The sequence below is a fragment of the Sagittula sp. S175 genome (assembly GCF_049800975.1).
GTDB lineage: Bacteria > Pseudomonadota > Alphaproteobacteria > Rhodobacterales > Rhodobacteraceae > Sagittula.
The window spans coordinates 1-26,675 of the sequence record NZ_JBNAGB010000015.1 but is presented as its reverse complement, the minus strand read 5'-3'; the positions used below and the strand labels follow the sequence as shown (position 1 = coordinate 26,675).

Sequence of the window (26,675 nt, the reverse complement as noted above, 5' to 3'; positions counted from 1 at the left end):
TCGCGCCTGTCACGTGGCGCGGCACCCCCTTGCGGGCCATTCATTTCCCGGCTCGCAGGGCAATACGATTGTCACACGCGCATATTTCAGGCGCCCTTAGTCAGCAGGAGCATTCCATGCCGATCAATTCCACCATCTTCATCACCGGCAGTGTCGGGAACGGCGGCAAGAACGAGAAACAGGACGTCATGGCCGTGCAACAACGGCTCAACGACCTGATGAACCCACCCCGCATGAAACTCGTCGTCGACGGCAAGGCGGGCAAGTTCACCATCCGCATGATCCGCGATTTCCAGAAGGGCGCGGCGGGGTTTTCCTATGGCGACGGGCGCGTTGATCCGAACGGGCGCACGCTGGCCGCGCTGAACGATCCGTCATCCGAAGGCAAATGGGCCAACATGTCGATCCCGCCGGAGGAGGCGCTGAAACCCAAGAAGGGCGACGGTGCGGCGCTGAACCCCAAGGAAGACGACAACCACGAGAAGCTGCAGGTCGCCGTCGCGGGCGAGGTGAAGGACAAGGACTACACCGACAAGCTGATCGACGAGTTGCTGAAGGACTACGGCACCTCGGTCAAGGCGATGCTGGCGCTGCTTGGCTCGGCGGATGATTTCAACAAGATTGCCCATGCCATCAAGGTGCTGAAGGACCTCGGCCTGAATGCCTCGCAGTCGGCCAAGGTGATCGGCATCATGCTGACCCGCACTTCGGCGCCGCTGACCATCGCGCTGCTGAAGGACGTGGCGGCCTCGGGGTCGAAGATTTCGACCGCGCTGAAGAAGCTGGGCAAGCCCATGGTGATCTTCGCGGTGATCGTCACCGCGCTCGAGTGTTACAACTACTTCCGCAAGGGCGAATACGGCGCGGCGGCGGGCGAGATCTACAAGCTGGGCATGGGCATCGCGGTGCCTTGGGCGGCATTGCTGGACGCGGTGCAGTCGATCATCGAGGGCATCGCGCCGAGCCTGAAAGGCAACCGCGCCTTTGACGCGACCTTCAAGGTACTGCGCGCGATCAACCCGCTGGCGGCGGGCGGCGTTGCGGTGGATACGGTCGTGACTTTCGTGCAGATGGCCGTCGAAGGCGTCATGAACGGCAAGCTCAACACGAACCACCTGGACAAGCTGGTCGACCGGATGAAGTCCGGCCCGCTGTCGATGTTCGCCGAATTCGGCGAGTTCCTCGGCGACAAGGCGTGGGATTTCTATTCCTGGGCCAGCAGCTGACGGGGGATTGCCGGGGCACTGCCGGGGCGCGGCTTACCAGAGCCGCGCCACCTGCACCTGGTCAAAGATCGCGTCTGACGAGATGAGCGTCAGCCCCTCGACGCGGGCGGTGCAGGCGATCATGCGGTCGAAGGGGTCGCGGTGGTCCCAGTCCATGAGGGCGGCGGCGAGCGTCGCCTCGGCCCCCAGCGGCAGCAGGTCCAGCCCGTCGCGGTCGGCCTGTGCCGCCAGCCCGGGGGCGTGGGGCGCCATCTCGGGCCATTTGCCCAGCCGCACCTTCTGTCCGATCTCGTAAAGGCTGATGACCGAGAGCGCCACGCGCGGCGCGTCGAGGATGGCGGCGCGTGCCACGTCCGTCAGGCGCGGGTCATCCGTCAGCACCATGGCAAAGGCGTTGGTGTCCAGCAGCAGTCCGCTCACGCGCCCCAATCCGCCAGCTCGTCCTCGGAAAGGGGCGCGAGGAAGGCGTCGGAAGGTGGGGCGAGGCGATCCTTCAACCCGCCGATGGTGACGCGGGCGGGGCGGGCCGGGACGATCTCTGCCGCGGGGATGCCATGGCGCGTGATGACCACGCGTTCGCCGCGCAGCGCCGCTTCGATCAGTTTCGACAGGTTGGTCTTGGCTTCGTGGACCGAGGCTTGCATGGGATCACCGAGTTTGACTTAGCCATAGCTTAGTCTTTTTTCGCGTCCGTTTCAATATCGTCGGTTTCTGTGTCGTTCGCCTCGCTGGCCACCGACTTGGGCTTGGCGGCCTCGGCCAGGATCTTGTCCACGGTTTCCTGGAATTCCTTCACCTCCTTCGGCACGGCGCGGACCACCGGGGCCGGGGCGCTGCTGCCGGAGGAGACGACCGGCGACCCCTTCACCTGCATCTTGCGGTCGGACCAGGCCACGAGGTCGCCGATGGTCTTGCCCCGCAGGAAGGGGTTCGCGCCGACGACGCCCGCGCCCATGACGTCGATCACCGCCGCCTCGCGCGGGGCCGACAGCGCCTTGGCCGCGCCGCCTGCACCAAGGAAGTGGCACAGGTAGAGGTTGCCCGGCGTGATCGTATGCCCGCGCGAGCGCAGGTAGGCCTCGCCCTCGCGCGCAAGGTTGCGCACCATCTCTCGCGACAGCGCGGGGTCAAAGCGCAGTTCCAGCAGCTCGGCCCGCGACATGCTGCGGGCAAGGTCGGGGCGGTAGTCGCGCATCATGCGCAGCCAGGTGCTTTCGATGAACTGGCCAAGGCCGGTGGCGGTGGACAGCGGGTTCTTGGCGCGGGCATTCCCGGCGCTTTCGACCTTGATGATCTTGTTCACCAGCGCCTCGACCGCCGCCGAACCCTCCTGCCCGCCGGTGGAGACCACGGCGGCGACGGCCACGGTCGCGCGCTGCGCCAGCGGGTCGACGAATTTGCCGTTCACCATCAGCTCGAAATGCAGGTGCGGACCGGTGGAGCGTCCGGTGGTGCCGACGTAGCCGATGACATCGCCCGCCTTCACCGCCTGCCCCTGCTGGAAGTTGCCGTATTTCGACATGTGGGCATAGCGGGTTTCCTGCCCGCCGGGGTGGCTGAGGTAGATCACGTTGCCATAGCCGCCGCCGGGGCCACGGTATTTCACCGTACCGTCCATGGCCGCGACGATGGGCGTGCCGGTGGGCGCGGCCCAGTCGACGCCGTTGTGGTTGCGCACCTGCTTCAGGATCGGGTGGTGGCGCGGGCCGAAGCCGGAGGTCTTCACCCCCTTCACCGGCACCACCATGCCGCCGCCCATGCCCCCTGCCCCGCCGCCGCCACCTCCGGCTGCGAGGTTCTTGAGGTCGAAGCAGGCGAACCCGGCGTCATTGTCGCTTTCGGTGACGTAGCATTTCAGCTTGCCGGACGGCCCTTCGATGCCGACGTAAAGAACGCGCCCCAGCCCGTCCCCCTCCGGTCCCGGCTGGTTGGCATAGAGCACGGTGAACTTGTCCTCGTCGCTGGCGAAGCGGTCGAGGTCGAAGTCCTTGGACAGGATCAGGATCAGCTGCCCGACCAGCGTCTGCGGCAGGCCATTGGCGATGGCGGTGGAATAGACCGCGTCGATCAGGCGAACCTCCTTGGCCTGCTCGGCCTTGGCGACCAGCTCTCCGGTGCGGTCCATCAGGTTCTCGGTGAACCACGGATCGGCGCCAGAGGCATAGCGCCCCTCGCCCAGCCGCACCAGCGTGCCGATATAGCCGTCGGGGCCATAGACCGACATCTGGATCAGCTCCGGCCCGGTGTCGCGGGGGCGAAAGCGGACGGCGACGATGCTGCCGCCGGGGAGGTTTTCCGGCGTGCCGATCTGCGCCTCGGCGGCGCGTTCGATGGCGGCGGCGTCCTCTTCGGAGAACCGCGCCGAGGTGAGGACCTGCGCCAGCGGGCGCTCGGTCTGAAGCGCCGTCACCGTGTCGTCATAGAGCGCCACGCGTTCGGATTCGCGCAGGGCCAGCACGGTGGAGGTGGTGTTTTCGATCCGGGTTTCGACGTAGACGGCGGCGCCTGCCTCGGCCCCTTCGGCCTGAAGCGCGTCCTCGTCCGTGGCGATCAGGTCGCCCCAACTGCTGTCTTCGTCCACGGCCACGACTTCGCCTGCTTCGACCGGGGCCTGGGGTTGGGCCACGGGTTCCGGTGCGGCGGCGGGCGCGTTGCCGGAACTGCGCTGCGCCTGAAACAAGGCGAAGTCATCGGCGGAGGACGGCAGCACGAGGTTCAGGCGCTGTTCGGCGGCGACGAGGGGTTCGTGCAGGTAGACGAGGCGCTCTGGCCCCTCGGTCCCGGCGCGGGTGGGCAGGAAACCGGACGGGCCAGCGAGATAGGTCAGGTTCTCCGCGCTTTCCGAGGCAATGCGCAGGATCATCGGATCGACCTGCAGGTCGGCGGGCAAGACGGGGGTGAAATTCGTCGCGGCCACGTCCTGCTGGGCATCGTCGGCCTGAACGAGGGTGAAGTCATCGTCTTCGGACAGCGCGTCCTCGGCATAGTCGGTCGGGGTGGTGTCACCGGGGGCGAAGATCATCCAGCCGATGAACGCGATCAGCCCCAGCCCAAGAATGCCGCCACCGGCCATGATGGCCCGGCGGATCTGCCGTCGTTTGCGTCTGCGCCGGGCGTGTTCGCCCGTGGTGCGCCACATCTGCCGCTCGCGCGCGCTGTCGCCGGTCTTCTTGAAGGCTGGGTCGACGTCGATCGGCATTTACAGGGTCATGAAATGGCCAATGGGTTCAAAGGGCAAAGCGCGCCGGATCGGGTCGTGGCGCGCCTGTTGTGTGTGGGCTGCGCCTCAGCGGAAGACCCCGCCGAAGTTGCTGCCGCCGAAGTTGCCGCCGCTGGAGCGCGGTGCGGGCGCGGGCGCTGGTGCAGAGCGCGCCGGGGCGGGGGCAGATCGCGTGGTGCTGCGCGAGCTTGAGGTGCTGGCGGCGGCGCGACGGGTCGTGGTGCCGCCGGTGGCGCGCGGCGTGGTGCGGGCGGCGACGGGCGCGGGCTTGGGTTTCGGGCAATCGACCTCGTCATTGCCGAGGATCAGGCGGAAGAGGTCGATGGACGCTTCGGGGCTGTCCAGCGCGGCCAGCTTCTTTTTCTGCAGCTCTTCGTAATACAGGGTCGAGCCGCGCTGCGAGCCGCGCCCGTAATCGCCGTCGATCCGGCCGAGGTAGCAGTTCATGCGGCCCAGTTCCGTCTGGATCACCTTGGCCAGCACGCGCCCGCCGGGCGGGTCGAAGGTGCCGCTTTCGAGCATCGAGGCGTAGAGTTCCGGGTTGTCGCGGCGCAGCTTGCGCAGCTGTTTCAGCGAGGCGTCGATGACGCGGTTGTCATCGGTAAAGCTGGCGAGCGCCGAGGAGTCGGTGTCGATCTCCGAGGACAGCGAGGCGTCGGTCACGCCCTCGATCAGGCCGACAAGGATCGACGGTTCGGGCAGGCCGGCGGCGATGGGCAGGGCGGCCATCTGCGCCTGCGGAAGGCTGTTGAAAGTGACGCGCACGACGGCGGCATCCTCGGGCGCGGGGGCCTCGGGGATCTGGGCGGGCATGACGATCTCGATCACGTCGTCCTCGATCAGGGTCGGTTCGCCGGAGATCGAGAAGTCACCGTCCAGAACCGCCAGTTGCACCACGTCGTCGGGCAGGAATTCGACGATCTCCTCGACCGGCTCCTGTTCTTCGACCGCGCGCGGACCGGTGAGACTGACCGGGGCCGAGACGCTGCCGGTCACGTCCAGACCGTGCAGCAGGGCAAGCATGTCGCCGGTCAGGGCGTCCTCCTGCGAGAGGGTCTTGAGCTGGTCGGACAGTCGCGCACCGGGTGTGCAGGTGCCATCGGCGGGGGCGGAGGTCACGACCTGAAGCGCCATCCCGGCGGGCACGTCGGGCAGGATGACCTGCGCGGGTTTGGGCGTCCCGTCGGTGCAGTTCTCGACCATCAGCAGGATGTCCTGTGTCCCGGCCTCGGCCGCGCTGTCGAGGATGGTGGCCAGCGGCATGGTGCCGTCCTGCATGGAGATGCTGCCCGAGGGGATGCGACCGGAGTAGAAGATCACGAGCTGCGGCATGTCCTGAAGGCTGGCAAGCGTGTCGATCAGGCGGGCGCGGGGCAGGTCGCGGATCATGTCGTAGACCGGCAGGCCGCCGCGTTCGAAGGCCTGACTGGCGTGAAAGGCATCGGCAAAACTGCCCGGCGCGCCCGGTCCCGGCTGGCCGACGATGATCGCCTGCCAGTCCTGTGGCGCCTCTTGTGCAGTGCCGGCACGCGGCAGCGAGAGGGCCAGTAGGGTAAGGGTCGTGAGCGTCGCAAGTCGGCGCATGGGCGTTCCCCTGAAAGCTTTGTCCTTCAAATACCTGTGCATCCTACACCGGAAGGGTTGCAAAAAACGAGTCCCCTGCGCGCGATTGTGACCATGATTTTAAGGGCGACTGTCGCGATCACTCTACCGATACCAGGGTTAATGGTTTCCTTGGGCATTCCTTGCGGATGTCCGGGATGCCCTCGCGCATCAGGATGGCGGGTAGATGAACAAGGTCCAGCGTTCGCTTTTGAAGGTATCGACCTCCTTGAAGCGGGCTTCGAGGAAGCCGCGCACGAGGCAATCCTCGTCGCCCACCACGTCGAACCGCTTGGTGTCGATGCACATGGGCGTGGCGCCGCTCATGATTTCCTTGCCAAAGACATCCTGTGCGAAGACGTAGACGTAGCGGACACTGAGCACCTCGTCGATGACGTTGGCGCAGCGGTTCGGCCCGACGGTCCACCAGCCGGAGGTGGCGAAGTTCTCGTACTGGTAGCGCCCTACGGCCACGTTCAGAACGTTGAGTGTCTGATTGCAGACGGCGAATTGCGCCTGTGCGGTCACGGGGAGGATGCCTGCAAGGAGAGCAGTCGCCAGACCCGCACAACCGGCGAATTGCTGCCTAAATTTACGAAACCTCTGGAAATCTGGGCGAGAATGCCCATTTTGAACCTGTGCCCGGGTCATCAAGCCCTCAGATTAGTGTGTGTTTTTCCCGCAACGTAAAGTGTCGGCCCTAATTTCGCCACATTTTAAACACGAAAATAACTTACTTTGACGCTATACTGGATGCCATGAAAAACCTCGTCCTCACATGTCTTGGCCTTGTAGGCCTGTCCGCCGCAGGTGGTGCCGCGCTTTTCGCTGGTCACGCCGCGCTGGCCGCAGGACCGAAGCTGCCGGATCACGTGGTGCGTGCGCATGCGGTGGCTGCGTCGCGGGCCGTCGTTGCGACCCCCGCGGTCGTGGACCTGTCGCAGGCTTCCCCGGTCGAACTGGCGATCCAGCGTCACGGTGCCGCGGTCGACTTTGTCGAGGTCGAGGCAGAGGGCGCGATGCCTTTCGTGTCTTCTCAGAATTTCGACGGGCTGGCTCCTTACCGCGTGCTGCGCCCGATGGCGCGTCCCGACGCCTATACGGCCGTGGCCCAGGCCTCGGTGGCTGCGCCGAAACCGCGCGCCGTGGTCTCGCAAAACCGGACTGCACCGGCACTTGCGCCGCAGCGCACCGTGCGCCGCGCCCCGGTGATGCAGCCGACCTACCGGACCGAACCCGTTGCGCAACGCACCGGTCGCATCGATCCCGGTTACTTGCACGGCGTTTTCCGCTAAGTTGTGGAAAACATGGCCCGTACAGACAACGGCACGGGCACAACACACCGACAGGCGAACCGGTTTTCAGGGTATTCCACCTTGACATGATCGCCCCCTTCCCCGCTCAATGACGTGGACACGCACCCGGATTCATTTCGCCGGGCCGCACTCATTTTTGACGGGGGGAGTAGACATGACCAATCGCATTGCAGCGCTTTGCCTTGCAGCCACCTTGGCCGCGCCGACTGGCCTGCTGGCGCAGGAGGCCGAGGGCAGCTTCAAGATCGAGCTCAACGCCGCCGCCGAGACAGACAGCGGCAACTGCCGGCTCACCTACGTGGCCGAGAACCATTCCGGCAGCGCGCTGGACCAGACCGAGTACCAGGTCGCCATCTTCGACGCCGAGGGAATCGTTTCGCGCCTCCTGGTGCTGAAATTCGGCAAGCTCATCGACGGCAAGACCCGCATCCTGCAATTCGAACTGCCCGGAACGCCCTGTTCGGGCATCTCGCGCATCGTCATCAACGACAATTCCGCCTGTATCGACGCCGAAACGGGCAGCGAGACCGATATCTGCATGTCAAAGCTCGAGGCCTCCTCGCGCACCTCGATTCAATTCGGTATCTGAGTACCTTAGACGACCGCCTACATGGAGTGACTGATGGGTTCCTTCCTGCCCGATTCGTACAATCTTGCCTCGATCGTCGTGTTCGGCGCGCTTGGGCTGCTGTCGCTGCTGGCGATCACCGTGGCGGTCTACAAGTGGGTGCAGTTCATGACGCTGGGCGTCGGGCGCCGCAAACAGGCCGAGGAGATCCTCGACAACTGGCTGTCCGGCAAGGCCGACCTCGCCTTTCAGCAGGCGCAGCAGCGCAAGTCCGTGCTGGCCCGCATCCTTCAGGCGGTGTTCTCGGGCGTGCAGGCGAAACCCGGTGACGCCACCTATGCCGAGGAACTGGGCCGCCAGACCGCCATCATCGAGCTGGCCACCATGACCGACCGGATGCGCACGCTGGAAATGGTCGTGCAGGCGGCGCCCATGCTGGGCCTGCTCGGCACCGTGATCGGCATGATCGACGCCTTCAGCGCGCTGGCCCTGTCCGAGGGCGCGGTGGACCCCACCGTCCTCGCGGCGGGCATCTACACCGCGCTGACCACCACGGCGGCGGGTCTGGCCATCGCCCTGATCGCCTACTTCGTCGCCAACTACTTTGAATCCCGCATCGAGCGCGAGCGCAACATGATCGAAACGGTCATCTCTGCCGCCATCCACGGCCGCCTCGATCCCACCAAGAAGATCTGAGCCGGGCCACCCCCCATGTCTCACGCCTCGTTGAAGCTGCCCGTCCGGCCCCGGAGTTATCGCATCGCGATGACACCGCTGGCCGACGCCATGTTCCAGCTTCTGATCTTCTTCATGCTGACGTCCTCGCTGACGCCCTACTCGCTGCTGACGGTGCAGACCCCCGCCGAGGCCCCGAAGGAGGACACCGCCGCGCCCGGTCCGTCGAACACGCCTTCGACGCCCAGCACGCCGCCGGATGTGGCGATCTGGACGCTGGAGGCCGAGAAGATCATCATCGGCGGGCAGGATTTCACCTTTGACAGCCTCGATGCGCTGGCCGATGCGCTGGGGACCGACGTGGCCCCCGCCGAGGTGGTGATCCTCGTGCGCGACACCGCCCGCGTGCAGGATGTGACCACGGTGCTGGCGCAGCTGGCCAATGCCAACGTAGGCTCTGTCCGCGTCGCGCAGGGGGTGAACTGACATGCGCATGCGTCACGTCCCCGCCACGCACCAGAAACAGCAGCCCGACATCTCGTTGGCCATCGTCAACATCGTGTTGTTGCTGATCTTCTTCTTTCTCATCACGGGCCGGATGACCAACGCGCCGACCTTTGCCGTCGAGATTTCCGAGACCGCCGTGCTGCCGGTGGAACATCTGCCGAAGCCGATCCTGGAGTTGAAGACCGACGGCACCATGTGGCTGAACGGCGAGGAAGTGGACGAAGTGCAGCTGTCCAACGCCGTGGTGGACCAGCAGGTGCTGCATCTGCTGATTGACCGCAACGAAAGCGCGCAACTGCTGCTGGACGTGCTGGCGCGGCCCGAGTTTTCGCACCTGATGCTGCGCCTCGTGACGGTGCACCGCAGCGGCGGGGGTGAGGGCGCATGAGCTACCTCCCCTATGGTCGCGGCACGCCGGGGGGCTGGGTCCTGTCCGGCCTCGTCTCGGTCGCGCTGCATGGCGGGGTGATCGCCGTGCTGGGCCTGTCCGTGTCGCAGTGGTTCGTGGACCGCCCGCTGCCGCTGGCCCGCCCGGAATTCCAGATCACTTTGGAGCAGCTTGAATCCGATACCTTGGCCGGGCTGGTGGAACAGCTGGGCGACGCTGCCGGGCAGGACGCCGCCGAGGACCTTTCGGCCGCCGCCCCCGACGGCGACCTCACCCCCGAGATCCCCGAGGACCTGATCCCCGAAGAGATCACCCCCGACACGCCCGAGGAACTGGCGGCCTCCGACCTGAACGCCGAGGAACTGGCCCCCGAGGACGGTTTCGATGGCACGGAGGACGTGGCGCCCGAAGAATTGGCGCCGGAGGAGTTCGCGCCCGAGGAGCTGGCCGCTGAGGAGCTTGCGCCCGAGGAAGTCACCCCCGAGGACCCTGCGCCCGAGGAACTGGCCGCAGAGGACCTGACGCCCGAAGAAATCACGCCCGAAGAAGTCGTCCCCGAAGAAGTGATTGCCGAGGATGTCGCCCCGGAGGCGGTCGCGACAGAAGAAATCACCCCTGAGGAAATCGCGCCTGAGCCGGTCGCCCCCGAGGTGGTGGACACCGTCGACGCCCCCGAGGAATTGGTCCCCGAGGAGGTCTCTCCCGAACCCACCGCGCCCGAGGTGGCCGAGGTGGACCCGCTGACCGAGGCTCCCGCCTCTCCGCCCGAGGAAATCGCCGCGGTCGTGCCCGAGGACCCGCTGGTCATCGCCCCCAGCGCGGAAACCGACGATCCGCTGATCATCGACGATGGCAGCATTCAGGCCGGCGGCGGCACGCCGCTCCCGTCCGAGACCGACGCGTTGAACCCCATCACCTCCGAGGACGTGCTGCCGGTGATCCCCGACGAACAGGTCGTCGTCGGCGTCACCACCGACACCCCCGCCGAGGAGGACTTCGCCGCCCTGACGCCGTTGGAGCCGGAGGTCCCGGAAATACCCGGCGAGGAAGCCATCGAACCCACCGCCCTGCCGCTGGAACCCGAGGAGATCACCCCCGACCCCGCCGGGCCCGAGGAACTGAATCCAGAAGAGGTCACGCCCGAGGAAGTCGTCCCGGAAGACGTCGCCCCGGAGGAGACCCCGCAGGAAACGGTAACGCCGGAGACACCGGAAACCCCGACCGAGGCCACGACCGACACGGCCACCGCCAAGCCCGACGCCGTCCGCCCGCGTGGCCCGCGTCCCCGTGTCGTCCGACGCCCCTCCGCCCCGCCGTCGGAACGCGACCTTGCCATCGGTGACCTGATCCAGCGCATCCGCGCCCGGACCGAGGACAACTGCGTCATCGCCCTGCCCCGCCGCGACGGGCCGGATGGCATCGGCCTCGCCCTGCTGGCCGCCGAGGATGGCGCCATGGGCACCTTCGCCGATGCCGTCCTCGTCCGCCCCGAGGACGAGGCCATCCGCCAGACCCGCACCCTGCTGGACGCCCGGCAATGCCCTGCGCTGGCCTATATCGCGCGCAACCGCGACTACCCCGCCACCCGCATCGGCATGCGGCTGGACAATGCCGAGGTGCCTTCGGGCAACCGTGTCTCCGGCGTGATGCGCGGCGTGGGCAACCGCAACCTTGGCCTGTTCCTGGTGGACAACAACGGCGTGGTGCAGGATCTGGAGCGGTTCACCACCGCGTCGGGCCCCTTCGTGCGCTTTGACATCCCCGTGACCCGCGTCGGCCCGCTGCGGGACACCAAGCAGTTGCTGATTGCCATCGCCACCACCGAGCCGCTGGATGTGCTGCGCGAGCGGTCCGGGCAACGGGCGGAGGTGTTCTTTGCCGATCTCTCCAACGCGCTGAGCCGCCAGGCTGCGCTGGCCATCGTTGCCTTCGACGTGCGCTGAGGAGGCGCCGTGGCGTCGTTCGGGCGGCTGTTATGGGAAAGTGTGTCGGCTTCGCTGCGCTCAGGCGGCTGTACCTGGAAAGTGTTTCGCCTTCGCTACGCTCAGGCGACCGGCGCGCGGACTGACGCCCGCGCGCCGTCGGGGCTTTGCCCCGTTGGAGGCTCTGCCTCCAAACCTCCGAGGTATTTTCATCAAGATGAAGGGGAAAGGCGCGCTACAGCTTGGTCCGGGCGTAAAGGATGCAATCGCGCGGGCTGTCCGACAGGTTCGGGTGGCGGAAGTAGCGTTTCAGCAGGCCTTCGCGGGTCATGCCGGCCTTTTCCATGACCCGGGCCGAGGCGGGGTGTTCCGCGTCGCAGAAGGCCTCGCAGCGGAAGATCGCGGGATGGGCGAGGGCATGGGTGACGAGGGTCGCCAGCACTTCGGAGGAGATACCCTGCCCCCAGGCGTCGCGGCGCAGAACGTAGCCGTAGGTGACGATGTGGCCGCGCAGGTGGGGGTGGATCATGCCGATCAAATGGCCGGGGTCGTCCTGCGGGAAGATCAGCAGCGCCGCGCCGGTGCCGCGTTGCCATTCGCCGTCCACCGCGCGCAGGAAGGTCTGCGTGTCGCGCAGGATCTCATGGGCCCGCCAGCCGAGGAAGCGGGTCACCTGCGGATCGCTGGCATAGGCGTCGAAGATCGCCTGTGCATCCGCCGCGACGGGGCGGCGCAACCTGTGGCGCGGCGTGTCGAGACTGTCTGGCAGGCGATAGGGGGGCATCGGGGACATGCCTCCATAAGGCCCGCAACCCGTTAGGAAACCGTGACGGAGCGCCGGGAGTGCGGCGCTCCGTCCCTTGATCACTGAGCCTTGGTTACTGGGCCTTGATCATTGGGCGGGCGTCAGCTTCAGGTAGGTGACGGCGGCACTGGCCGCGCCGCCCCTCTCGCGGATTTCTTCGAGGATCAGCGGCAGGACCGCCGAGGCCTGGTCGCGGTTCTTCGCCAAAGCGGCGCGGGCAAGCGGCGTGTCCGCCTCTACCGCCAGCAGCAATTGCGGCGCCGGTTCTGCGCCTTCGCGCAGGTTCAGGGCAAAGCTCATGTTGCGCTGGTTGCCCACCGGGGCCGACAGCCTGTCCGTCAGGTTGTAGATCCCCCCCGTGGGCGAGATCAGGATCAGCCAGATCGCCTGCCCGGCGGGCACCGTCAGCTGTGCCGTCACCGGAGTCTCGCTGCTGACCTCATCGGCTGAGAGGAACATCTCGACCCCGTTGCGCCCCCTGCCCTGCAAGGCCTTGGCGAAATCCAGCACCTCGCATTGCGCGGGCGTGATCTCGCGCGGCAGCACCTCGGGGCGGGCGCCGAATTTCTCCTCGTAGGCCACGGGCAGCCCGGCAAAGGGTTCGCGCGTGGCGGAATAGCCCTCGATCACCCCGGCATTCGCGCCTTGCGAGACGCGGTTGACGAAGGTGCACGGCCCGGTCTCGAACTGCGCCAGAAAGCCCTCGCGCGTGTCGGCCTGCGGCGCGGGGATACCGGGGGGCGGAGGTGTGTCGGTGCCATCCGTACCGTCGGTCACCTGCTCGCCGCCCTCGGTGCCACCCAGCAGGCCGGTGCTCCAGGCGTAATAGCCGCCACCGCCGATGAGACCCAGCAGCACGAGGATCATCACCGCGACCAGCCCGCCGCCGCCCTTTTTCTGTTCGGGGATCGGCAGCGGCCCGAGCGAGGTGTTCAGCGTGACGTTCTGCGTCGCGCCCGGAATTTGCAGGCCCGGGGCCATGGTGCCGGTCATCGTCGCCCCGTGCGAAGTGTTGCCCGGCGCGGTCGCATGCAGCGGCGGCGGCGCGGGAGGCACCCAGCCGCCGAGGTATTTCTCGGGGATGAGGTGCGGGTCCTCCACCAGCGCCTTGACGTGGCGCATGTCGCGGGGGCGGGCCTCGGGGTTGGGTTCCAGCATGTAGGACAGGATCGGGCGGAGGTCCTCGGGGACGAAGGACAGGTCCGGAATCGACTGGCGCGACTGCACCGCCTCGACGATCGACGACCCCATGTCCAGCGGCTTGCCGATGGCGGCGGCGGCGACCAGCAGCGCGAGGCCGTAGATGTCCGTGGCGGGCGAGATATGCCCGCCGTAATGGCCCAGCTGTTCCGGGGCAACGTATTTGAACTTGCCCGCGAAACGCCCGGCCATGGTCGCCTCTTTGACCACGTTGGACTGCGCAATGCCAAAGTCGATCAGGCGCGCGTTTTCCACCCGCCCGCCTTCGAGCATGACGTTGTCCGGCGACAGGTCGCGGTGGATGACCTCGGCGTCGTGGGCCGTCGCAAGGCCCCCCGCGAGGCGCGACAGCAGGGTCTGGCATTCCGCCACCGATAGCGCGCCGTTCTGGGCCACGTGGTCCTTCAGCGGGATGCCCTCGATGAACTCCATGATCATGAAGTAGCGCTGAAGGTCCGGGTCCGGCACGTAGTTGTAGTAACGCACGATGGTTTCATCGACCAACCGCCGCAGCGTCTTGGCCTCGCGCAGGAACATCAGCCCGGCCTCGGCGTCGTCGGCCTTTTCCTGAAGGATCGCCTTGATCGCCACCGGATCGCCAGTGTGGATCTCGATCCCGCGATAGACCTCGCCCATGCCACCGGATTTCAGCACTTCGTCGATGCGGTAGTTGTTGTTGATGAGCGTGCCGATGGGCAGCTTGCCATGGGTGCGCGCGGCCTCGACCGCCGTCTGGGTCGACGGAGGCGCGGTCGGGGCGGCAGGGTCCTTGGGGTAGGAGGACGGGTCCTGCGGCGGGACCGAGCCGGCATAGGTCTCAGCCTCGCGCTGGGGCGCTTCGGTCTGGTGATAGGACGGTTCCGTCACCGTTTCGGGCGCGACCTGCGGCGGGATGGTCGGCTCGTCCTCCGGGATCGGTTCTGGAGCAGCCTCCTGCGGCGCCCACGGCTGTCCCTGCGGCGCGAACTGCGTGCGGTCGTCGTCGTCATCCGCCTCGAACCGCTGCGGCGGCTGGTTGGCGTGCCCCGGCTGCACCGGCGGCTGCGGGGTAAAGACCGTGCGGTCGTCGTCTTCGGGCGTGTCGTTGCTGCCGCTCATCCGCGCGCCTCACCGTTCGATTTGTCCAGTTCCAGCACGTCGTCCATCAGGTCGTCTTCTTCTTCCAGCTCCGGCGGCGGCAGGCAGCGCATGGCGATCACCGTCACGTTGTCCTTTGCCCCGCGCTCCAGCGTGAGGCGGATCATCCGTTCGCAGGCCTCCTTGGGCGGCGAGCTTGCGGCGATCTCGGCGATGTCCTCGTCGCTGAGGTGTTCCGTCAGACCGTCGGAACACAGAATGAAGGTATCGTCCAGCGCGAGTTTCCCCGAGACCACATCACATTGGGGTGTCTCTGTCACCCCGATGGCGCGGGTGATGACGTTCTTTCGCGGCCAGTTCTGCGCCTCCGCCTCGGAGATCGCCCCGGAATCGAGCAGCATCCGCAGTTCCGTGTGGTCGCGCGTCTGCTGCACCAGCTGGCCGTCGCGCAAGAGGTAGATGCGGCTGTCGCCCGACCAGATGCAGGCGTAATCCTCGCCATGGATCAGCAGCGCCACGAGGGTCGCGCCGATGGTTCCGCGTTGCAACTCCATCGCGTGTTCGAAGATGTCGGTGTTGGCGCGGTGGATGCGCTCCATGAACCGCGCCTGAAGGTCGTCGGGCGAGGCCGACATGCCGATGGAATTCAGCGCCTGCACGATGGTGTAGCTGGCATAATCCCCCGCCGCATGGCCACCCATGCCGTCCGACACCACCCAAAGCCCGCAGTCGGGGCGTGACAGGAAGTTGTCCTCGTTCACCGTTCGCTTGCAGCCCACGTCGGTGGCCTGTCCGGTCTCGAAGGTGAAGAACTCGTTGTAATCCATCGGGGTCCCTTCAGCCTATGGCTCTTCGGCCAGTGCCGCTGTTTCGATGCGGGGCTGTCCGGCCAGCAGCCAGCCCAGGGCGCCGGCGTCGGGCAGCCCGTGGCAACCCAGCCAGACCGGCAGGTGTGTGTCGTCGCCCGGTGCCCACCAGTACGACCGCTTTTGCGCGGCGCGGCTCAGGTCGGCGTTGGCGGCGGCGCGCAACAGCGCGTCGAGGTCGCCCTCGGGGTGATGTGCCCAGATGGTTGGGCCAAGGGCGCGCTCGGCCTCGCCCTCGGCGGGCAGGTCCAGCGTCAGCCCCTCCAGCAGGCTCGCACCCCCCTTCCCCGGCTGCATGGCGTCCAGATGCGCCTCCAGTGCCTCCCACGGGGTCTGGTCGGTCGCGCCGCCGTCGCCCGGCACGAGCAGGGATACGTTTTCGGCAGCGAGGATCAGCGGGTAGACCCGCCCCACCTTGTCGCGCGAAGGCCGCAGCACGCCCGCCACGGGCACGCCCAGCACGTCGCGTCCCAGCCAGAACCGCAGGCCCTGCGCCTCGGCCCACCATGCCTTCCAGTCCATGTGCGCCTCGTCCTGCACGCGCGCCAGCGTTCGGTCGAGCCAGGCCATCAGCGCGTCATGGGTGTCCTTGGACAGCCCCGCCTGCACGAAATCCCCGAACCCGGGGTGTTTGCCCATCACTCCGATCTGCGCACCCACCCGGCCTACTCCAGCGAGGTCGGGCAGGTGAAGTCCCGAAGCTCGCGCATCAGGAACGGCACGGTCGAGCTGTCGAACTCGATGCGGTAGGTGATCGACTGGCCCTTGATGGTGTAGCGCACGGTGACGACGTTGCCCTGCACCTTGGGCGACCCGTCCGCCAGCCATTTGGCGATGTCCCACCGCCCCTGGCTGAAATCGAACGACGCCTGATTGCCAAGCCGCGTCGGGATCAGCTCGATCGCCACGCCTGCGGTCTCGCCCGGCCATGTGAACCCGGCGGGCGTGGAATCCGGCTGCGTCGGGATCGACTTGCCGTGGATGGTCAGCGTCGCCAGTCCCACGCCCGGCGAAGAGGTCACATGCTTGATCGACATGTTGACCTCGGGCGTGTTCGAGCCGGAGGCAAAGAACGCCCGCTGGATTTTCTGTGCGCGGTCGAACTGCGCCAGCGCGGACGCCGACAGGCGCTGCCCGACAGCGGTCCCGGGATCGGCGCGCAAGCCGTCCGACTGGCGGATCACGTAAGGCGCGAGGTGCTGCGAATAGAACTGGTCCATCTTGCCGCCGGGGCCAAAGAACTGCCCGAAGATCGACGGCGACAGGTGCCGCGCCGAGCCGCCCGAGAAGGGGTAGAAGGGCGCGATCTCGTTCTTGCAGAACTGCGTCACCTCGTCGTTCAGCGCGCGGTTCAGGTCCGCCAGCGTCGCGTTCTCGGCCGCCGTGCGGAACTCCGTCTCCACCGCGCTGTTCATCGTGGCGATGGCGGCGGGCGCACCGGCGTTGGTGCGCGTCAGCGCCGTCAGCGCCTGGCTCAGCATCTGGTCGTCCGCAGGCGTCGGCGCGAAGACAGCGTTCGAGCGGTTCTCCTGCACGCTTGCATAAGCCTTCAGCATGAAGTCGATGGGACGGTTGCCGAAATCGCCCTTCACCAGCGACTGCCAGTCCTTGAAATCGTCCGAAATCCGCTGCACCCGGCGACGGTCGATGTCCTCGGCCAGCCCGCCCGACCCGGCGCGGGTCTGGATCTTGGCCCGGTTGCCGAGGTTCTCGAGGATCACGCGGCTGAAAACGCCCGAGCGCGAATAGATGCGGTCATAGGCCGCCGACCCCAGTGCGCCACCCAGCTCGCCGCCGCCCCCGGCAAGGATCGCCGCAGCGTCGGTCTCGGATATTCCACCGATCTGGTCATACAGGCGCATGAGGTTGGTTTCCTCGGTCACGGCCTCCGCCAGTTCGAGGATGGGCGAATTGGTCGGCGAAGCCGCGTAGCTGAGCAGGGTAAAGTTCGGCGCATCGGCGGACATCTTGGCGATGGTCAGCTTCTCGAACATCGCATTCCAGGCAAGCGTGAACTCGCGGCGGTACTTGGAGAACAGCTCGTTTTCGAGGTTCGCAAGCTGCGTGTCGAAGTTCACCCGGTCGCCGGTTTCGCCCAGCACCCATTGTTCCTCGGCCAGACGTTCCTTGGCCTGCACCATCTCGTCGACGAAATAGCCCCAGTAGCCTTCGAACGTGTACAGCCCCGGCACCCCAAGCTGGTCCAGCGGCGAGCCGTCCGTGGTGCGGAAGACCTCTCCGACATTGCCCGAGACCCGTTCCACGAGGTTGAAATCCGGCACGCCCGAAACGATAGCCCCTTCCTTGATCGCTGCGTAGGCCTGTTCGGCCAGCGGCAGGTTCACGATGCTCTCGCGGGCGCGGGTCTTGATGGACTCGTCGGTCTTGACCATCGTGTCCTGATTGCGGTCGAGGTCCAGCATGGCGTCGAGGTGGTCGAACAGGTGCTGGCGCTCGTCAAACCGCGTGGCCCCCGGCAGCATCACGGTCCAGACGTCCTGGAAATAGTTGCGGATCGCCTCGTCGCCCTCGCCCTTGGCCTCGGGGTCCTTGGCCAGCAGCATGTAGATCTTCAGCGCGCGATAGGTGCCTTCGGTGTCGCCGTCGATAATCATCTGGGGAATGGTGTTTTCCAGATCCAGCATCATGCGCGGACGCAGCATGCGTTCCAGACCGTCGGAATAGGCGGCGCGGGCCGACAACTCGATCTCGCGCGAGCGGTTGAGGCCGAAGCCCTCCCAGAAGGTCGCATTATGCGGGTTGCCATAACCCGCAGGCATGTTCCTGAGCGCATCCAGATGCGGGATCACCGGCGTCGGGTCCGGGTCGTCCACCACCGCGCGGTCCAACTCGTTGCGCGCGGAATCGAGGTAGACGGCGGCATGCGCCTCCGCATCGCGGACAAGGTTCGCGTTCTGCCAGAAGCTGTAGCCAAACGCCCCCATGGCCGCCGCCGTCGCCAGCCCGATCACGGAAAACGCCAGCGTGCGCAGGATCGCCACCCGACGCACCGCGCGGCGGTCGAAGTTCACCCAGTCGCGTTCTTCAAAGATCACCTTGGACAGCACGTCATGCAGGAAGTAGCTCTTGCCCTTCCCCGACATGAAGGCCGGCTGGAACCCGTCGCCGTGGTCCTGCGCCATCGCGCCCAGCACCTGGTCGATGGGCGTGCCCTCCTGCGTGCCGGAGGTGAAATAGAACCCCCGCAGGATCGCGTTGGTGTCATAGCGCGTCGGTTCGAACACGCGGCGGAGGAACTCCGTCACGTTGTCCTTCAGCATGGCCATCTGGCCGGGCAGGCCGAAAATGGCGATGCGAGAGGTATCGTCCGGCTCCTCGACCATGCGGTCGACCACCTCGTCGGACAGGCGCGTCAGCAGGGCGTCGAATTCCTCGGCCACCTGCGCGTGCGTCGCCTCGCGGCGGTCGCGGGTCTGGAAGGTCGTGCCCCAGGCCATCTTGCGCCGGGACTGGCTGAACGAATTGAAATACTCGCGGAAGCCGCTGATGAGGTCGGCCTTGGTGAACAGCACGTAGACCGGGAAGTCGATGCGCAGCGTCTGGTGGATTTCGCCCAGACGTTCGCGCACGATGGCGGCGTGGCTGGCCAGCGTCTCGGGCGTGCCGGTCAGCAGGTCTTCGATGGAAAAGGCCAGCACCACGCCGTTGATCGGCTGGTCGGGGCGGCCTTTCTTCAGCAGGTCGAGGAAGGCAGTCCAGGACGCCTTGTCCGCCTCGGCGTCGCTTTCCTGCATGGTATAGCGCCCGGCAGTGTCGATCAGCACCGCGTCCTCGGCGAACCACCAGTCGACGTTCTTCGTACCGCCAAAGCCCTGCGCGTTGTCCGCCAGCACGTCCTGACCGGGGAACTCGATCCCGGAATATTTCAGCGCCGTGGTCTTGCCCGCGCCGGGGGGGCCGATGATGACGTACCACGGCAGGTCGTAGAGGTAGTTCTTGCCGCCGGACGCCTTCAGCTTGGCCAGCGCCTCGGAGAAACGGGTGTTCAGCACCTCGCCGTCGCCCACGGGGGCCTGAACCAGACTGTCCTCGAGGTCCTTCGCCTTGCGGCGGCGGCGGGCGAATTTCCAGCCGTAGTACCCGAGGATCGGCGAGATGATGAGGAAGATGATCCCCAGCCGCACCCAGAGTTTCGAGAAGAACTCCGACCCGGTCATCGGCAGGCCAAAGAAGATCGCGAGGAAGACGCAAAGCACGCCCACCACGATCCAGAACTTCAGGAAGGCGCGCGAGGTCAGCACCCTTCCGATGGTGTGAAACATGCCAAAGACGAAACGTTCCATGTCTTACTCCACCTCGCGCCGGATCATGATCTCGACGCGGCGGTTGCGCGCGCGGCCTTCCTTGGTCGCGTTGTCCGCGATGGGTTCGACCGGGCCGAGGCCTTCGATCTGCACGCGCTCCTTGTCGGTCAGGTTGGCGGTCACGAGGTCCGCCACGGTCTTGGCGCGGGCCTCGGACAGGGATTCGTTGGTCTTGAACTGACCACGGCCAGAGGGCGGGATGCTGTCCGTATGACCCACGATCCGGATCGGACCGGATTGCGTTTCCAGCACTGCGCCGATGGCCGAGGCCAGCGCGCTGAGGTCGTTGGTCAGGTCGGCCTTGCCGCTGGCGAACCGCAGCGCCTCGCCCAGACGGATCAGCACCCAGTCGCCTTTCAGCTCGATCTCGACTTCCTGCCCGCTGAGCGCCGCCTTGATCTCGTCCAGCCGCTCGACCTTGGGCGGTTCGGGCTGGCGTTCCACCGGCGCGCTGCGCTCGATGGCGACGGGCGGCAGGTTGAAGTGCATCATCGCGATGCCGTTCTGGGTGAACCCTGCCTGCCGCGACAGCAGCGTGGCCAGCGTGGCGAACAGCGCCACCACCATCATGCCGCCGATGGCCGCAGCGACCCAGACCGGCACGCCACCGCGACGGCGCTTGCCGTTCACGATCACCGGCGCCCATTTCACGCTGATGTCGTCGTCGGGGCGCTTCACCACTTTGCGCAGCGTCTCGTAGATCGCCTTGCGGATGCGGGCCAGTTCGTTCGGCCCGTTCGGCATGGCGCGATACTGGCCCTCGAAGCCAAGGCTCAGGCAGACAAGGAACAGGTCGAGCAGGTTGAACTTCTGCCCCGGCGATTTCATCGCCTTGTCCATGCGCTGAAAGAAGCCCACGCCGGCGTTGCGTTCGCCAAAGAACCGCGCGCCCATGGAATATTCCAGCCACATGCCCCGGTCGGCGCCGGGCAGGTTCTGGACGATGTCGTCGGCGGTGGCGGACAGCGCGTATTTCGCGTCGGTGACGTCCTCGGCGGGAACGCCTGCTTCGAGTGCGTTCGATTCAAACGCGTCGATCTCGCGCGCGACGTGGTCCAGCAGCGGCGCGGATTGCATTTCCACCATGCCGGTGCGCAAGCGGCCCAGCAGGATCAACAGGTTCGCGGCAGCGGCCACCAGCGGGTTGTTCGGCCCCCCTGCCCCAAGGCCGGTGGCGCGCAGCGCATCCTCCAGCGCGATCTTCTGGCGCATCGAGGGCGCGGCCTGCGTCTGGCGCTGGCGCACCTCGGGGAACAGCTCCGCGCCGGAGGGGCGGCCCGTCTCGGCCTCGTACAAACGCCCCGAATAGTGGTTGCTGCCCGGGTTCCCCATGGGGCGCGGCTGCGGCTGGCTGGGGGCTTGCGGCGCGGCCCGCGTGGGCTGCGGCGCGATCGGCATCGGCGAGGGTCGCGGCGGGGCCGGCTGCGGCGGCGGCGCGGGCTGCTGGTAGGACTGCTGAGGCGTGGGCTGCGGTGTGATCTTGCCGCCAAGCCACGTGTCGTCGCCGTCGCCCCAGCTGGCCTGAGGCGGTTTCTGGATCGAAGAGGGCGGCGGTGTCTGCGGAAAGGCCGACGGACGGGGCTGTCCCTGCGGTGCCACGCGCGGCGGCTGCCCCTGCGGCGCGATGGGCGTGCCGAACACGGTGCGGTCCGGGTCGTTGGGGTTCACATCGGTGGCGCGCGGCGGCGGCGGCGCGGCGGGGCGCGGCGGCTGCCCTCCTGTCCCGGGGCGCGGTGCCTGCGGGATCGGCTGTCCGAAGACCGTCTTGTCGTCGTCGTCGCTTGCCATCACCCTTGCTCCGGAATGGCCCAAAGCTCCAGCTTCAGGTCTGGCCAGTTACCGGCGAAATGCATCCCGATGGCCGGAGCCTGCGAGAATTCGCGCCAGAGGTCGGTCGACTTGTCGAGTAGGAAATACACGTTCGAGGCGATCACGCGGATCTGCCGCGGCGGGTTCGGCATATGGACAAGGCCGATGCCCGGCAGGTTCGCGTTGATGATCTGGCGCATGGCGGTCGAGGGACCGACCTTGCACAGCTGCGGGAACTGCTGCTGCACCTGTGTCAGCGGCAGACCGCTGCTGACCTCCACGACAAAGGCCGCATTCGCGAACAGGTGGCGGTCGTTGACCTTCGCCAGGTAGGAATTCGCGCGGACCTCCTCCAGCGGCAGGCGCACGGCGCGGCCCACTTCCTGCGCCAGCAGGCTCTGGATGTCGTAGACAATGGGCGTGAACGACTCCTTCGGGCTGTCGTGGCGATAGCCGCCGTAGTCCTTCGCCTTGCGGTCCGCCTGATCGAAGGTCGTCAGCTCGCCCGCCAGCGACACCAGCTTTTCATACAGCCGCTCCGGGTGCACCGCCCCCTGCCCGCGCAGGTGGCGCAGGATCGGCAGTTCGCGGTTGATGACCATCAGCATCAGGTAATCCGTGGCCTGCATCCCCCCGCCGGACGAAGGGTCGGAGGCGTAGCGCGCCAGCATGGACAGCTTCGCCTCCATCCAGCCGATGACGCGGGAGAGATAGCCCTCGTAAGCCGGGTGGACGGCAAGGATCATCCCCGTCGGGGGCACGGTGTCATCCAGCGTCACCACTCCGTCGCGCATGTCGGCGATCCGCCCGAGGTAGACGTTCTGATGCCCGGGCTTGGGCGTGTTGCGCAGCGACAGCTCCAATCGCGGCGTCGCGATCTCGATCACCTGCTCGGACCGGGCAGAGGACGCATTGTCCACCACTGTCTCGCTGCCCAGCAGGTAGCGCGTCGCGGTGTCGGCGCTGGCGGCGGCCACGTCCTGCGCGTTGACTTCGATGTCGGGAAGGGTCAGCCAGATGCCGAGGCCGGATGCCTCTTCTTCGGGCACGGCGACGGGGGTCGGCAGGGGTGTTGCGTTCGGCGCGTCGAAGGGCAGACCGTCCGGCATGATCCCCACGACCGAGCGCAGACCGATGCGGCCCTGCTGCGCGAGATCGCGGTCAAAGGTCAGGTTGGCGATTCCCCAAGGGTATGGCGTGATCTGTGCGGTCCGGACGCGGAGAAGGTGCTCCATGTACCGGTCGGCCTGTTGCAGATGATGCGGCTGGAGGAACAGACCCTCTTTCCAGGCAACTTTGCTGTACCACGACATGACGTGAAATAGGCCCCTGTCTTAATCGACGGCCCTGTAAACCGGGCCTTGTTCAACAATTCGCGGCACCACGTCGCCGCAGCACCGCACCTGAAATGGATTTTGAAACGGGACCGGGGCGCGGTCAAGCGCCCCGGCCTGTCAAGTCATTAGAACTGCAACCTGACCTGTGCGGTCAAGCCCCAGCTGTCGAGTTGATCCGAGAAGCGGGTGTCCGCCCGGATCGAGGCATCCATCTGCCGCGCCGGAAGCGCGCCCTGGCCCGACATGATCTTGGTGTAGTTCACGCCGAAGCTGAGCTCGCCGAAGCCGTCGAGGTTCTCGGAGACCAGCGACTGCTGCGCGCCGGTCGAGGTCACGGTGAAAGTGCTCTTCAGATCGTCGCCGAAGTCCTTGAAGTAGGTGCCGGTGGCGAAATAGGTGAGCGCCGCGTCGCCGCTGGGCTGGACCTTGGTCTGTGCGATGGTTGCACCGAGGTAGCCGATCTTCTGCGTGATGTCCCCGATCTGCAGCACCGCGTCATCCGCCGTGGTGGTGGGATCGTTCTCGATCGAGATGGAGTCGGTCGTGATCTTGGACAACGAGAAGCCGAGGGTCGGCACCAGGCGGATGTTCTTTTCCTGGTTCAGGGTGTGCGAGTAGCTGAGCGACCCCGAGACGGTGCGGCCACGGCTGTCGAACTTCTGGCTGCTCAGACCCAGACCGCCCAGACCGAACGTGTTGGTTTCGCTCAGTTTGTAGGTGGTCTTGTCGGTCCGCAGGTTGATGTCGCCGAACCAGTTGCCCTTGGCCGCGCTCAGGTAGACGCCGCCGAAGAGCTGGTCGAAGTCCGACTTGATCGTGGTCGAGGTGGAGCCGAGGCTGACCGGGAGGGTGGTCTTGCCCATGTTGGTGCCGAGCATCGCACCGTAGGCCAGATCCCAGCCGTTGTAGTAGCCACCCGAGCAGGAGTTATCGATCCCCATCTGGACGCCGCCGTAGCTGAGGTCGATGTCGTTGGTCGCCGAGATCCCGGTGTTGACCGAGGTCGTGCCGAGGCTGGCCTTTGCCTTGCCGCCGGTGACGCGGCCCCAGGTGCCGACGGCACAGGGATCGTCGCCGGGGCTGACAAGCGGCGTGACCAGAGCGGACGACGGCCGGTTGACCACGGTGGAAATCAGGCTTTGCGTCGCCGCCACGCCCGAGACCACACCACCGAAGGCCAGGTTCGGGGTTGCGGTCAGCTGCACCTGTGTGCCGGTGTTCTGCAGGCTGTAGGTGTAGGACCCGCCGACCGGCAGACCTGTGAGCGTGGCGCTCAGGCCCGCGGTCGTGCCGCCGGTGGATTCCACCAGCGTGACCGGCGCCGCGATGTTGGCGTAGGTGGCGCTGACGTTTTGCAGTTGCAGGTTTGGCGTACCACTGACGTTGCCGGTTGCGACGACACGGTCAGCCGTGTCTGCAGCCACCGCACCCACCGTCGAGCCGCTGACGTTCACGTCCATCTGGATCGTGCCGTTCAGCACCGCATCGCCGTTGATCATGATGCGGTCGCTGGTGTCCGGCGTGGTGGCGTCGATCATGGAGATGACGCTGCCGGCGTCGGCGGTAAAGGTCTTGCCCGCGCCGGACAGGGTCACGTTCAGCGTCTGCTGGATGTCGCTGCGCATCAGGATGCTGCCGGTGGATTCCAGGACAATGTTGCCGGTGGCCTCTACCAGGTTCGCCGTCGCGCCGAGGACATTCTCGATGCCGCCGTTCAGGTGCGTGTTGCCGGTGCCATAGAGGGTGGCGCCGTCATAGAGGTTGACGGTGGCTCCGCTGCCGAAGTCCATCGTCACCGCCTGAAGGGTCATGCCCGCCAGAACGTCCAGCGTGCCGGCATTGACGGAGAAGATCCCGACGCCGGTGCTGGGCCCGGTGTCGAACAGAGCTGTGTTGCCGTCGATGGTCGTCTGGCCACCGTTCTGCGTGTAGTTGCCGGTGAAGCTGGCCGACGCGAGAGTCGCCGTGCCGGTGTTGGTGATCGTCTGGCCACCCAGCACGTTGGCATTGAGGTCCAGCGTCCCGGCGTTCGACGAGGCAGCCCCCAGCGTCATCGGAGCGTTCACGATGAACGTGCCCGCCGTGTTGAGGAAGCCCGCGCTCAGCGTGGTTGCCCCGGTGAAGGTCAACACGCCCGCCGGATCGTTCTGGGACACGAGGTTCGTGAACGTCCCGCCGGTGATCGTGTTGTTGATCCCGGTCAGGTTCACCTGGCCGACGATGGTGCCGTCGTTGTCGATGGTCACGTTGCTGGCGGCGTTGATCGCGGTGGACGCAGTCAGGGTCTCGCCTGCAGCGACGGTCAGCGTGCCGTCGTTCAGGGTGACAAGGCCCGTGATGGTGGTCGCGGACAGGACCGAAGTCTCGCCGCCATCCTGCGTCAGGGTGCCGGTGATCGTCGTGCTGCCCAGACCGTCACCCAGCAGCACCGTGCCATTGGTGTTGGTGATGTTGCCGGTCAGGCTGCCGTTCACATCCAGCACCGCATCAGTGGCGGTTGTGGTGGCTGCGCCGACGGTCACGCCGCTCGACGCGGTCAGGGTCGCGCCATCGTCGATGGTCAGGGTCGTGGTCGGAGCAGTACCATCCACGCTGACCGCGCCACCGATGGTGGAGTCGCCGTCCACCGTCAGCGTACCCGCGTTCAGGTCCACGGCCCCGGTGATGGTGCCGAACAGGGTCGACGCGGCGGCCACGCCGTTCAGCGTCACCGTGCCCACATCCAGCGTGGCCAGCGCCACCGAACTGTCAAGGTCGAAACGCGCTTCGCTGAAGGTCAGCGCCGAGGCGGTGAAGGTGGCCGTGCCGCTGGCATCGCCTGCCACGGTGAGCGCGATCAGGCTGCCGGTGAGGCTGTCCGTCAGCGTGCCCGTGCCGAGGTTGAGATCACCCCCGGAGAGGGTGATGCCCGTGCCCATCCCGCTTGCCACGATGGAGGTATTCGCGGTCGTGACCGACCCGTCGTTGACCGTGAGGGGCCCGCCGTTTGTGATCGTGCCTGTGCCAGAGGACAGGGTGCCACCGTCGTTGAAGGTGATGGAGCCTGCGCCGGACACGTTGTCGAAGGCACCGACCGAGGTCATGGTGCCATTGGTGCCGAAAGTGACCGCGCCGCTGTTGGTCAGCGCCGCCGCCGAGGACAGCGTGCCGTCCGTGCCGAAGCTCAGCGTCGTATCGTTGCTCAGATCACCCGTGTCGGACGAAATCGTCACGCCATTGCCCAGCGTCGCCGCCGCCAGTGCGCCGATGCTGACCGTGCCGCCGTTGACGGTCACGTTGTCTGCAACGTCAAGCGAGGTGCCCGCCGCCAGCGTCAGGGCGTTGGTCACATCCACGTTGGCATCCGCGTTCAGCAAACCGGTCGAAATCGTCGCCGTGTCGCCAAAGATCACGCCGGTGCCGTCCACCAGAGTCTCGACCCCTGCCCCCTGCTGGGTGAAGGCGCCGTTGACGTTGCCCTCCAGCGAGATCTGGACGGTCGACTGGTTGTCCAGCGTGCCCGTGATCGTGCCGCCGTTCAGGTCCAGATCCGCCGCTCCGGTCAGCGCCACGGAGGTGCCGGTCAGCGACGCCCCCGAGCCGACCGAGATCATTCCCGCGCTCGACGTCAGCGTGGTGAACCCGAGGTTCGTGCCCGCCGCCAGGGTGATCGCATCCGCCTCTGCCGAGGTGTTGTCGATCGCGCCAAGCCCGGTCAGCGCGCCGCCGTTGATGGCCAGCGATGCGCCCGCGTTGTTGTTCAGCGCGGCACCGTTCGAGGTCACTGTGCCCGTGGTCACGATGATGTCGAGGCTGTTCGCAATCGTCGTGGCATTCAGGGCACCACCGTCCG

20 protein-coding genes are annotated in these 26,675 nt (G+C 66.6%); 7 read left to right on the top strand and 13 right to left on the bottom strand.

The genetic code is table 11. The features are described 5' to 3' along the window. Positions 1–116: 116 nt before the first annotated feature. Positions 117–1,226, top strand: a complete 1,110-nt coding sequence (locus ACP16H_RS17425; RefSeq protein ID WP_425073530.1) for a peptidoglycan-binding domain-containing protein — start codon at positions 117–119, stop codon at positions 1,224–1,226. A 33-nt stretch (positions 1,227–1,259) separates the two neighbouring features. Here ACP16H_RS17425 and ACP16H_RS17420 read toward each other — a convergent pair whose 3' ends face one another. The 5 genes from ACP16H_RS17420 to ACP16H_RS17400 form a co-directional block, all read right to left on the bottom strand. Continuing rightward, on the bottom strand, positions 1,260–1,646 hold the full coding sequence (locus ACP16H_RS17420; protein WP_425073529.1) for a type II toxin-antitoxin system VapC family toxin: 387 nt from the start codon (positions 1,644–1,646) through the stop codon (positions 1,260–1,262). Beyond that, positions 1,643–1,870, bottom strand: a complete 228-nt coding sequence (locus ACP16H_RS17415; protein WP_425073528.1) for a type II toxin-antitoxin system Phd/YefM family antitoxin — start codon at positions 1,868–1,870, stop codon at positions 1,643–1,645. The genes ACP16H_RS17420 and ACP16H_RS17415 overlap by 4 nt, the downstream gene beginning before the upstream one ends. A gap of 29 nt (positions 1,871–1,899) precedes the next feature. Continuing rightward, complete coding sequence (locus tag ACP16H_RS17410) at positions 1,900–4,425, bottom strand: peptidoglycan DD-metalloendopeptidase family protein (protein WP_425073527.1); 2,526 nt, start codon at positions 4,423–4,425, stop codon at positions 1,900–1,902. An 87-nt stretch (positions 4,426–4,512) separates the two neighbouring features. Continuing rightward, entirely contained in the window at positions 4,513–6,030 is a 1,518-nt protein-coding gene (locus ACP16H_RS17405; protein ID WP_425073526.1) for a hypothetical protein, read from the bottom strand. Positions 6,031–6,219: 189 nt separating this feature from the next. Next, on the bottom strand, positions 6,220–6,576 hold the full coding sequence (locus ACP16H_RS17400) for a DUF1036 domain-containing protein (RefSeq protein ID WP_425073525.1): 357 nt from the start codon (positions 6,574–6,576) through the stop codon (positions 6,220–6,222). Between the two features lie 230 nt (positions 6,577–6,806). On the opposite strand from ACP16H_RS17400, the gene ACP16H_RS17395 reads away from it, so the two are divergent. The 6 genes from ACP16H_RS17395 (at position 6,807) to ACP16H_RS17370 (ending at position 11,445) form a co-directional block, all read left to right on the top strand. Continuing rightward, a complete protein-coding gene (locus ACP16H_RS17395; RefSeq protein WP_425073524.1) occupies positions 6,807–7,343 on the top strand; it encodes a hypothetical protein in 537 nt (178 codons plus the stop codon). Positions 7,344–7,518: 175 nt separating this feature from the next. After that, positions 7,519–7,953, top strand: a complete 435-nt coding sequence (locus ACP16H_RS17390) for a hypothetical protein (RefSeq protein WP_425073523.1) — start codon at positions 7,519–7,521, stop codon at positions 7,951–7,953. A gap of 33 nt (positions 7,954–7,986) precedes the next feature. Then, positions 7,987–8,628 (top strand): MotA/TolQ/ExbB proton channel family protein, encoded by a 642-nt coding sequence (locus ACP16H_RS17385; RefSeq protein ID WP_425073522.1) that lies wholly within the window; start codon positions 7,987–7,989, stop codon positions 8,626–8,628. Positions 8,629–8,697: 69 nt separating this feature from the next. Then, positions 8,698–9,093, top strand: a complete 396-nt coding sequence (locus ACP16H_RS17380) for an ExbD/TolR family protein (protein WP_425073521.1) — start codon at positions 8,698–8,700, stop codon at positions 9,091–9,093. Position 9,094: 1 nt separating this feature from the next. Continuing rightward, a complete protein-coding gene (locus ACP16H_RS17375) occupies positions 9,095–9,502 on the top strand; it encodes an ExbD/TolR family protein (RefSeq protein ID WP_425073520.1) in 408 nt (135 codons plus the stop codon). Then, positions 9,499–11,445 carry a hypothetical protein gene (locus tag ACP16H_RS17370; protein ID WP_425073519.1) on the top strand — a complete coding sequence of 649 codons (1,947 nt, stop codon included), beginning with the start codon at positions 9,499–9,501 and terminating at the stop codon, positions 11,443–11,445. The genes ACP16H_RS17375 and ACP16H_RS17370 overlap by 4 nt, the downstream gene beginning before the upstream one ends. 214 nt (positions 11,446–11,659) lie before the next feature. Here the strand turns inward: ACP16H_RS17370 and ACP16H_RS17365 are convergent, their stop codons facing one another. The 8 genes from ACP16H_RS17365 to ACP16H_RS17330 form a co-directional block, all read right to left on the bottom strand. After that, positions 11,660–12,217 carry a GNAT family N-acetyltransferase gene (locus ACP16H_RS17365; RefSeq protein ID WP_425073518.1) on the bottom strand — a complete coding sequence of 186 codons (558 nt, stop codon included), beginning with the start codon at positions 12,215–12,217 and terminating at the stop codon, positions 11,660–11,662. Positions 12,218–12,316: 99 nt separating this feature from the next. Further along, positions 12,317–14,527, bottom strand: coding sequence for a protein kinase domain-containing protein (locus tag ACP16H_RS17360; protein WP_425073517.1), 2,211 nt, complete (start codon positions 14,525–14,527; stop codon positions 12,317–12,319). After that, on the bottom strand, positions 14,524–15,333 hold the full coding sequence (locus tag ACP16H_RS17355; RefSeq protein WP_425073516.1) for a PP2C family protein-serine/threonine phosphatase: 810 nt from the start codon (positions 15,331–15,333) through the stop codon (positions 14,524–14,526). Before ACP16H_RS17355 ends, ACP16H_RS17360 begins: the two co-directional genes overlap by 4 nt. 15 nt (positions 15,334–15,348) lie before the next feature. After that, positions 15,349–16,011 (bottom strand): type VI secretion system-associated protein TagF, encoded by a 663-nt coding sequence (tagF, locus tag ACP16H_RS17350; protein ID WP_425073515.1) that lies wholly within the window; start codon positions 16,009–16,011, stop codon positions 15,349–15,351. Positions 16,012–16,037: 26 nt separating this feature from the next. Beyond that, entirely contained in the window at positions 16,038–19,676 is a 3,639-nt protein-coding gene (gene tssM, locus ACP16H_RS17345; RefSeq protein WP_425073514.1) for a type VI secretion system membrane subunit TssM, read from the bottom strand. 3 nt (positions 19,677–19,679) lie between these two features. Then, on the bottom strand, positions 19,680–21,485 hold the full coding sequence (gene icmH, locus ACP16H_RS17340; RefSeq protein WP_425073513.1) for a type IVB secretion system protein IcmH/DotU: 1,806 nt from the start codon (positions 21,483–21,485) through the stop codon (positions 19,680–19,682). Then, a complete protein-coding gene (gene tssK / locus ACP16H_RS17335) occupies positions 21,485–22,819 on the bottom strand; it encodes a type VI secretion system baseplate subunit TssK (protein WP_425073512.1) in 1,335 nt (444 codons plus the stop codon). Before tssK ends, icmH begins: the two co-directional genes overlap by 1 nt. A 149-nt stretch (positions 22,820–22,968) precedes the next feature. After that, on the bottom strand, positions 22,969–26,675 hold a 3,707-nt coding region (locus ACP16H_RS17330), incomplete at its 5' end, for a beta strand repeat-containing protein (RefSeq protein WP_425073511.1).

Excerpts from the sequence above, each read along its gene's own strand:
- ACP16H_RS17360 (WP_425073517.1), bottom strand. The coding sequence starts at position 14,527 with ATGAGCGGCAGCAACGACACGCCCGAAGACGACGACCGCACGGTCTTT.
- ACP16H_RS17355 (WP_425073516.1), bottom strand. The coding sequence starts at position 15,333 with ATGGATTACAACGAGTTCTTCACCTTCGAGACCGGACAGGCCACCGAC.
- ACP16H_RS17375 (WP_425073520.1), top strand. The coding sequence starts at position 9,095 with ATGCGCATGCGTCACGTCCCCGCCACGCACCAGAAACAGCAGCCCGAC.
- ACP16H_RS17410 (WP_425073527.1), bottom strand. The coding sequence starts at position 4,425 with ATGCCGATCGACGTCGACCCAGCCTTCAAGAAGACCGGCGACAGCGCG.
- ACP16H_RS17425 (WP_425073530.1), top strand. The coding sequence starts at position 117 with ATGCCGATCAATTCCACCATCTTCATCACCGGCAGTGTCGGGAACGGC.
- tagF (WP_425073515.1), bottom strand. The coding sequence starts at position 16,011 with ATGGGCAAACACCCCGGGTTCGGGGATTTCGTGCAGGCGGGGCTGTCC.
- tssK (WP_425073512.1), bottom strand. The coding sequence starts at position 22,819 with ATGTCGTGGTACAGCAAAGTTGCCTGGAAAGAGGGTCTGTTCCTCCAG.
- ACP16H_RS17415 (WP_425073528.1), bottom strand. The coding sequence starts at position 1,870 with ATGCAAGCCTCGGTCCACGAAGCCAAGACCAACCTGTCGAAACTGATC.
- icmH (WP_425073513.1), bottom strand. The coding sequence starts at position 21,485 with ATGGCAAGCGACGACGACGACAAGACGGTCTTCGGACAGCCGATCCCG.
- ACP16H_RS17390 (WP_425073523.1), top strand. The coding sequence starts at position 7,519 with ATGACCAATCGCATTGCAGCGCTTTGCCTTGCAGCCACCTTGGCCGCG.
- ACP16H_RS17395 (WP_425073524.1), top strand. The coding sequence starts at position 6,807 with ATGAAAAACCTCGTCCTCACATGTCTTGGCCTTGTAGGCCTGTCCGCC.
- ACP16H_RS17405 (WP_425073526.1), bottom strand. The coding sequence starts at position 6,030 with ATGCGCCGACTTGCGACGCTCACGACCCTTACCCTACTGGCCCTCTCG.
- tssM (WP_425073514.1), bottom strand. The coding sequence starts at position 19,676 with ATGGAACGTTTCGTCTTTGGCATGTTTCACACCATCGGAAGGGTGCTG.
- ACP16H_RS17385 (WP_425073522.1), top strand. The coding sequence starts at position 7,987 with ATGGGTTCCTTCCTGCCCGATTCGTACAATCTTGCCTCGATCGTCGTG.
- ACP16H_RS17380 (WP_425073521.1), top strand. The coding sequence starts at position 8,698 with ATGACACCGCTGGCCGACGCCATGTTCCAGCTTCTGATCTTCTTCATG.
- ACP16H_RS17365 (WP_425073518.1), bottom strand. The coding sequence starts at position 12,217 with ATGTCCCCGATGCCCCCCTATCGCCTGCCAGACAGTCTCGACACGCCG.
- ACP16H_RS17370 (WP_425073519.1), top strand. The coding sequence starts at position 9,499 with ATGAGCTACCTCCCCTATGGTCGCGGCACGCCGGGGGGCTGGGTCCTG.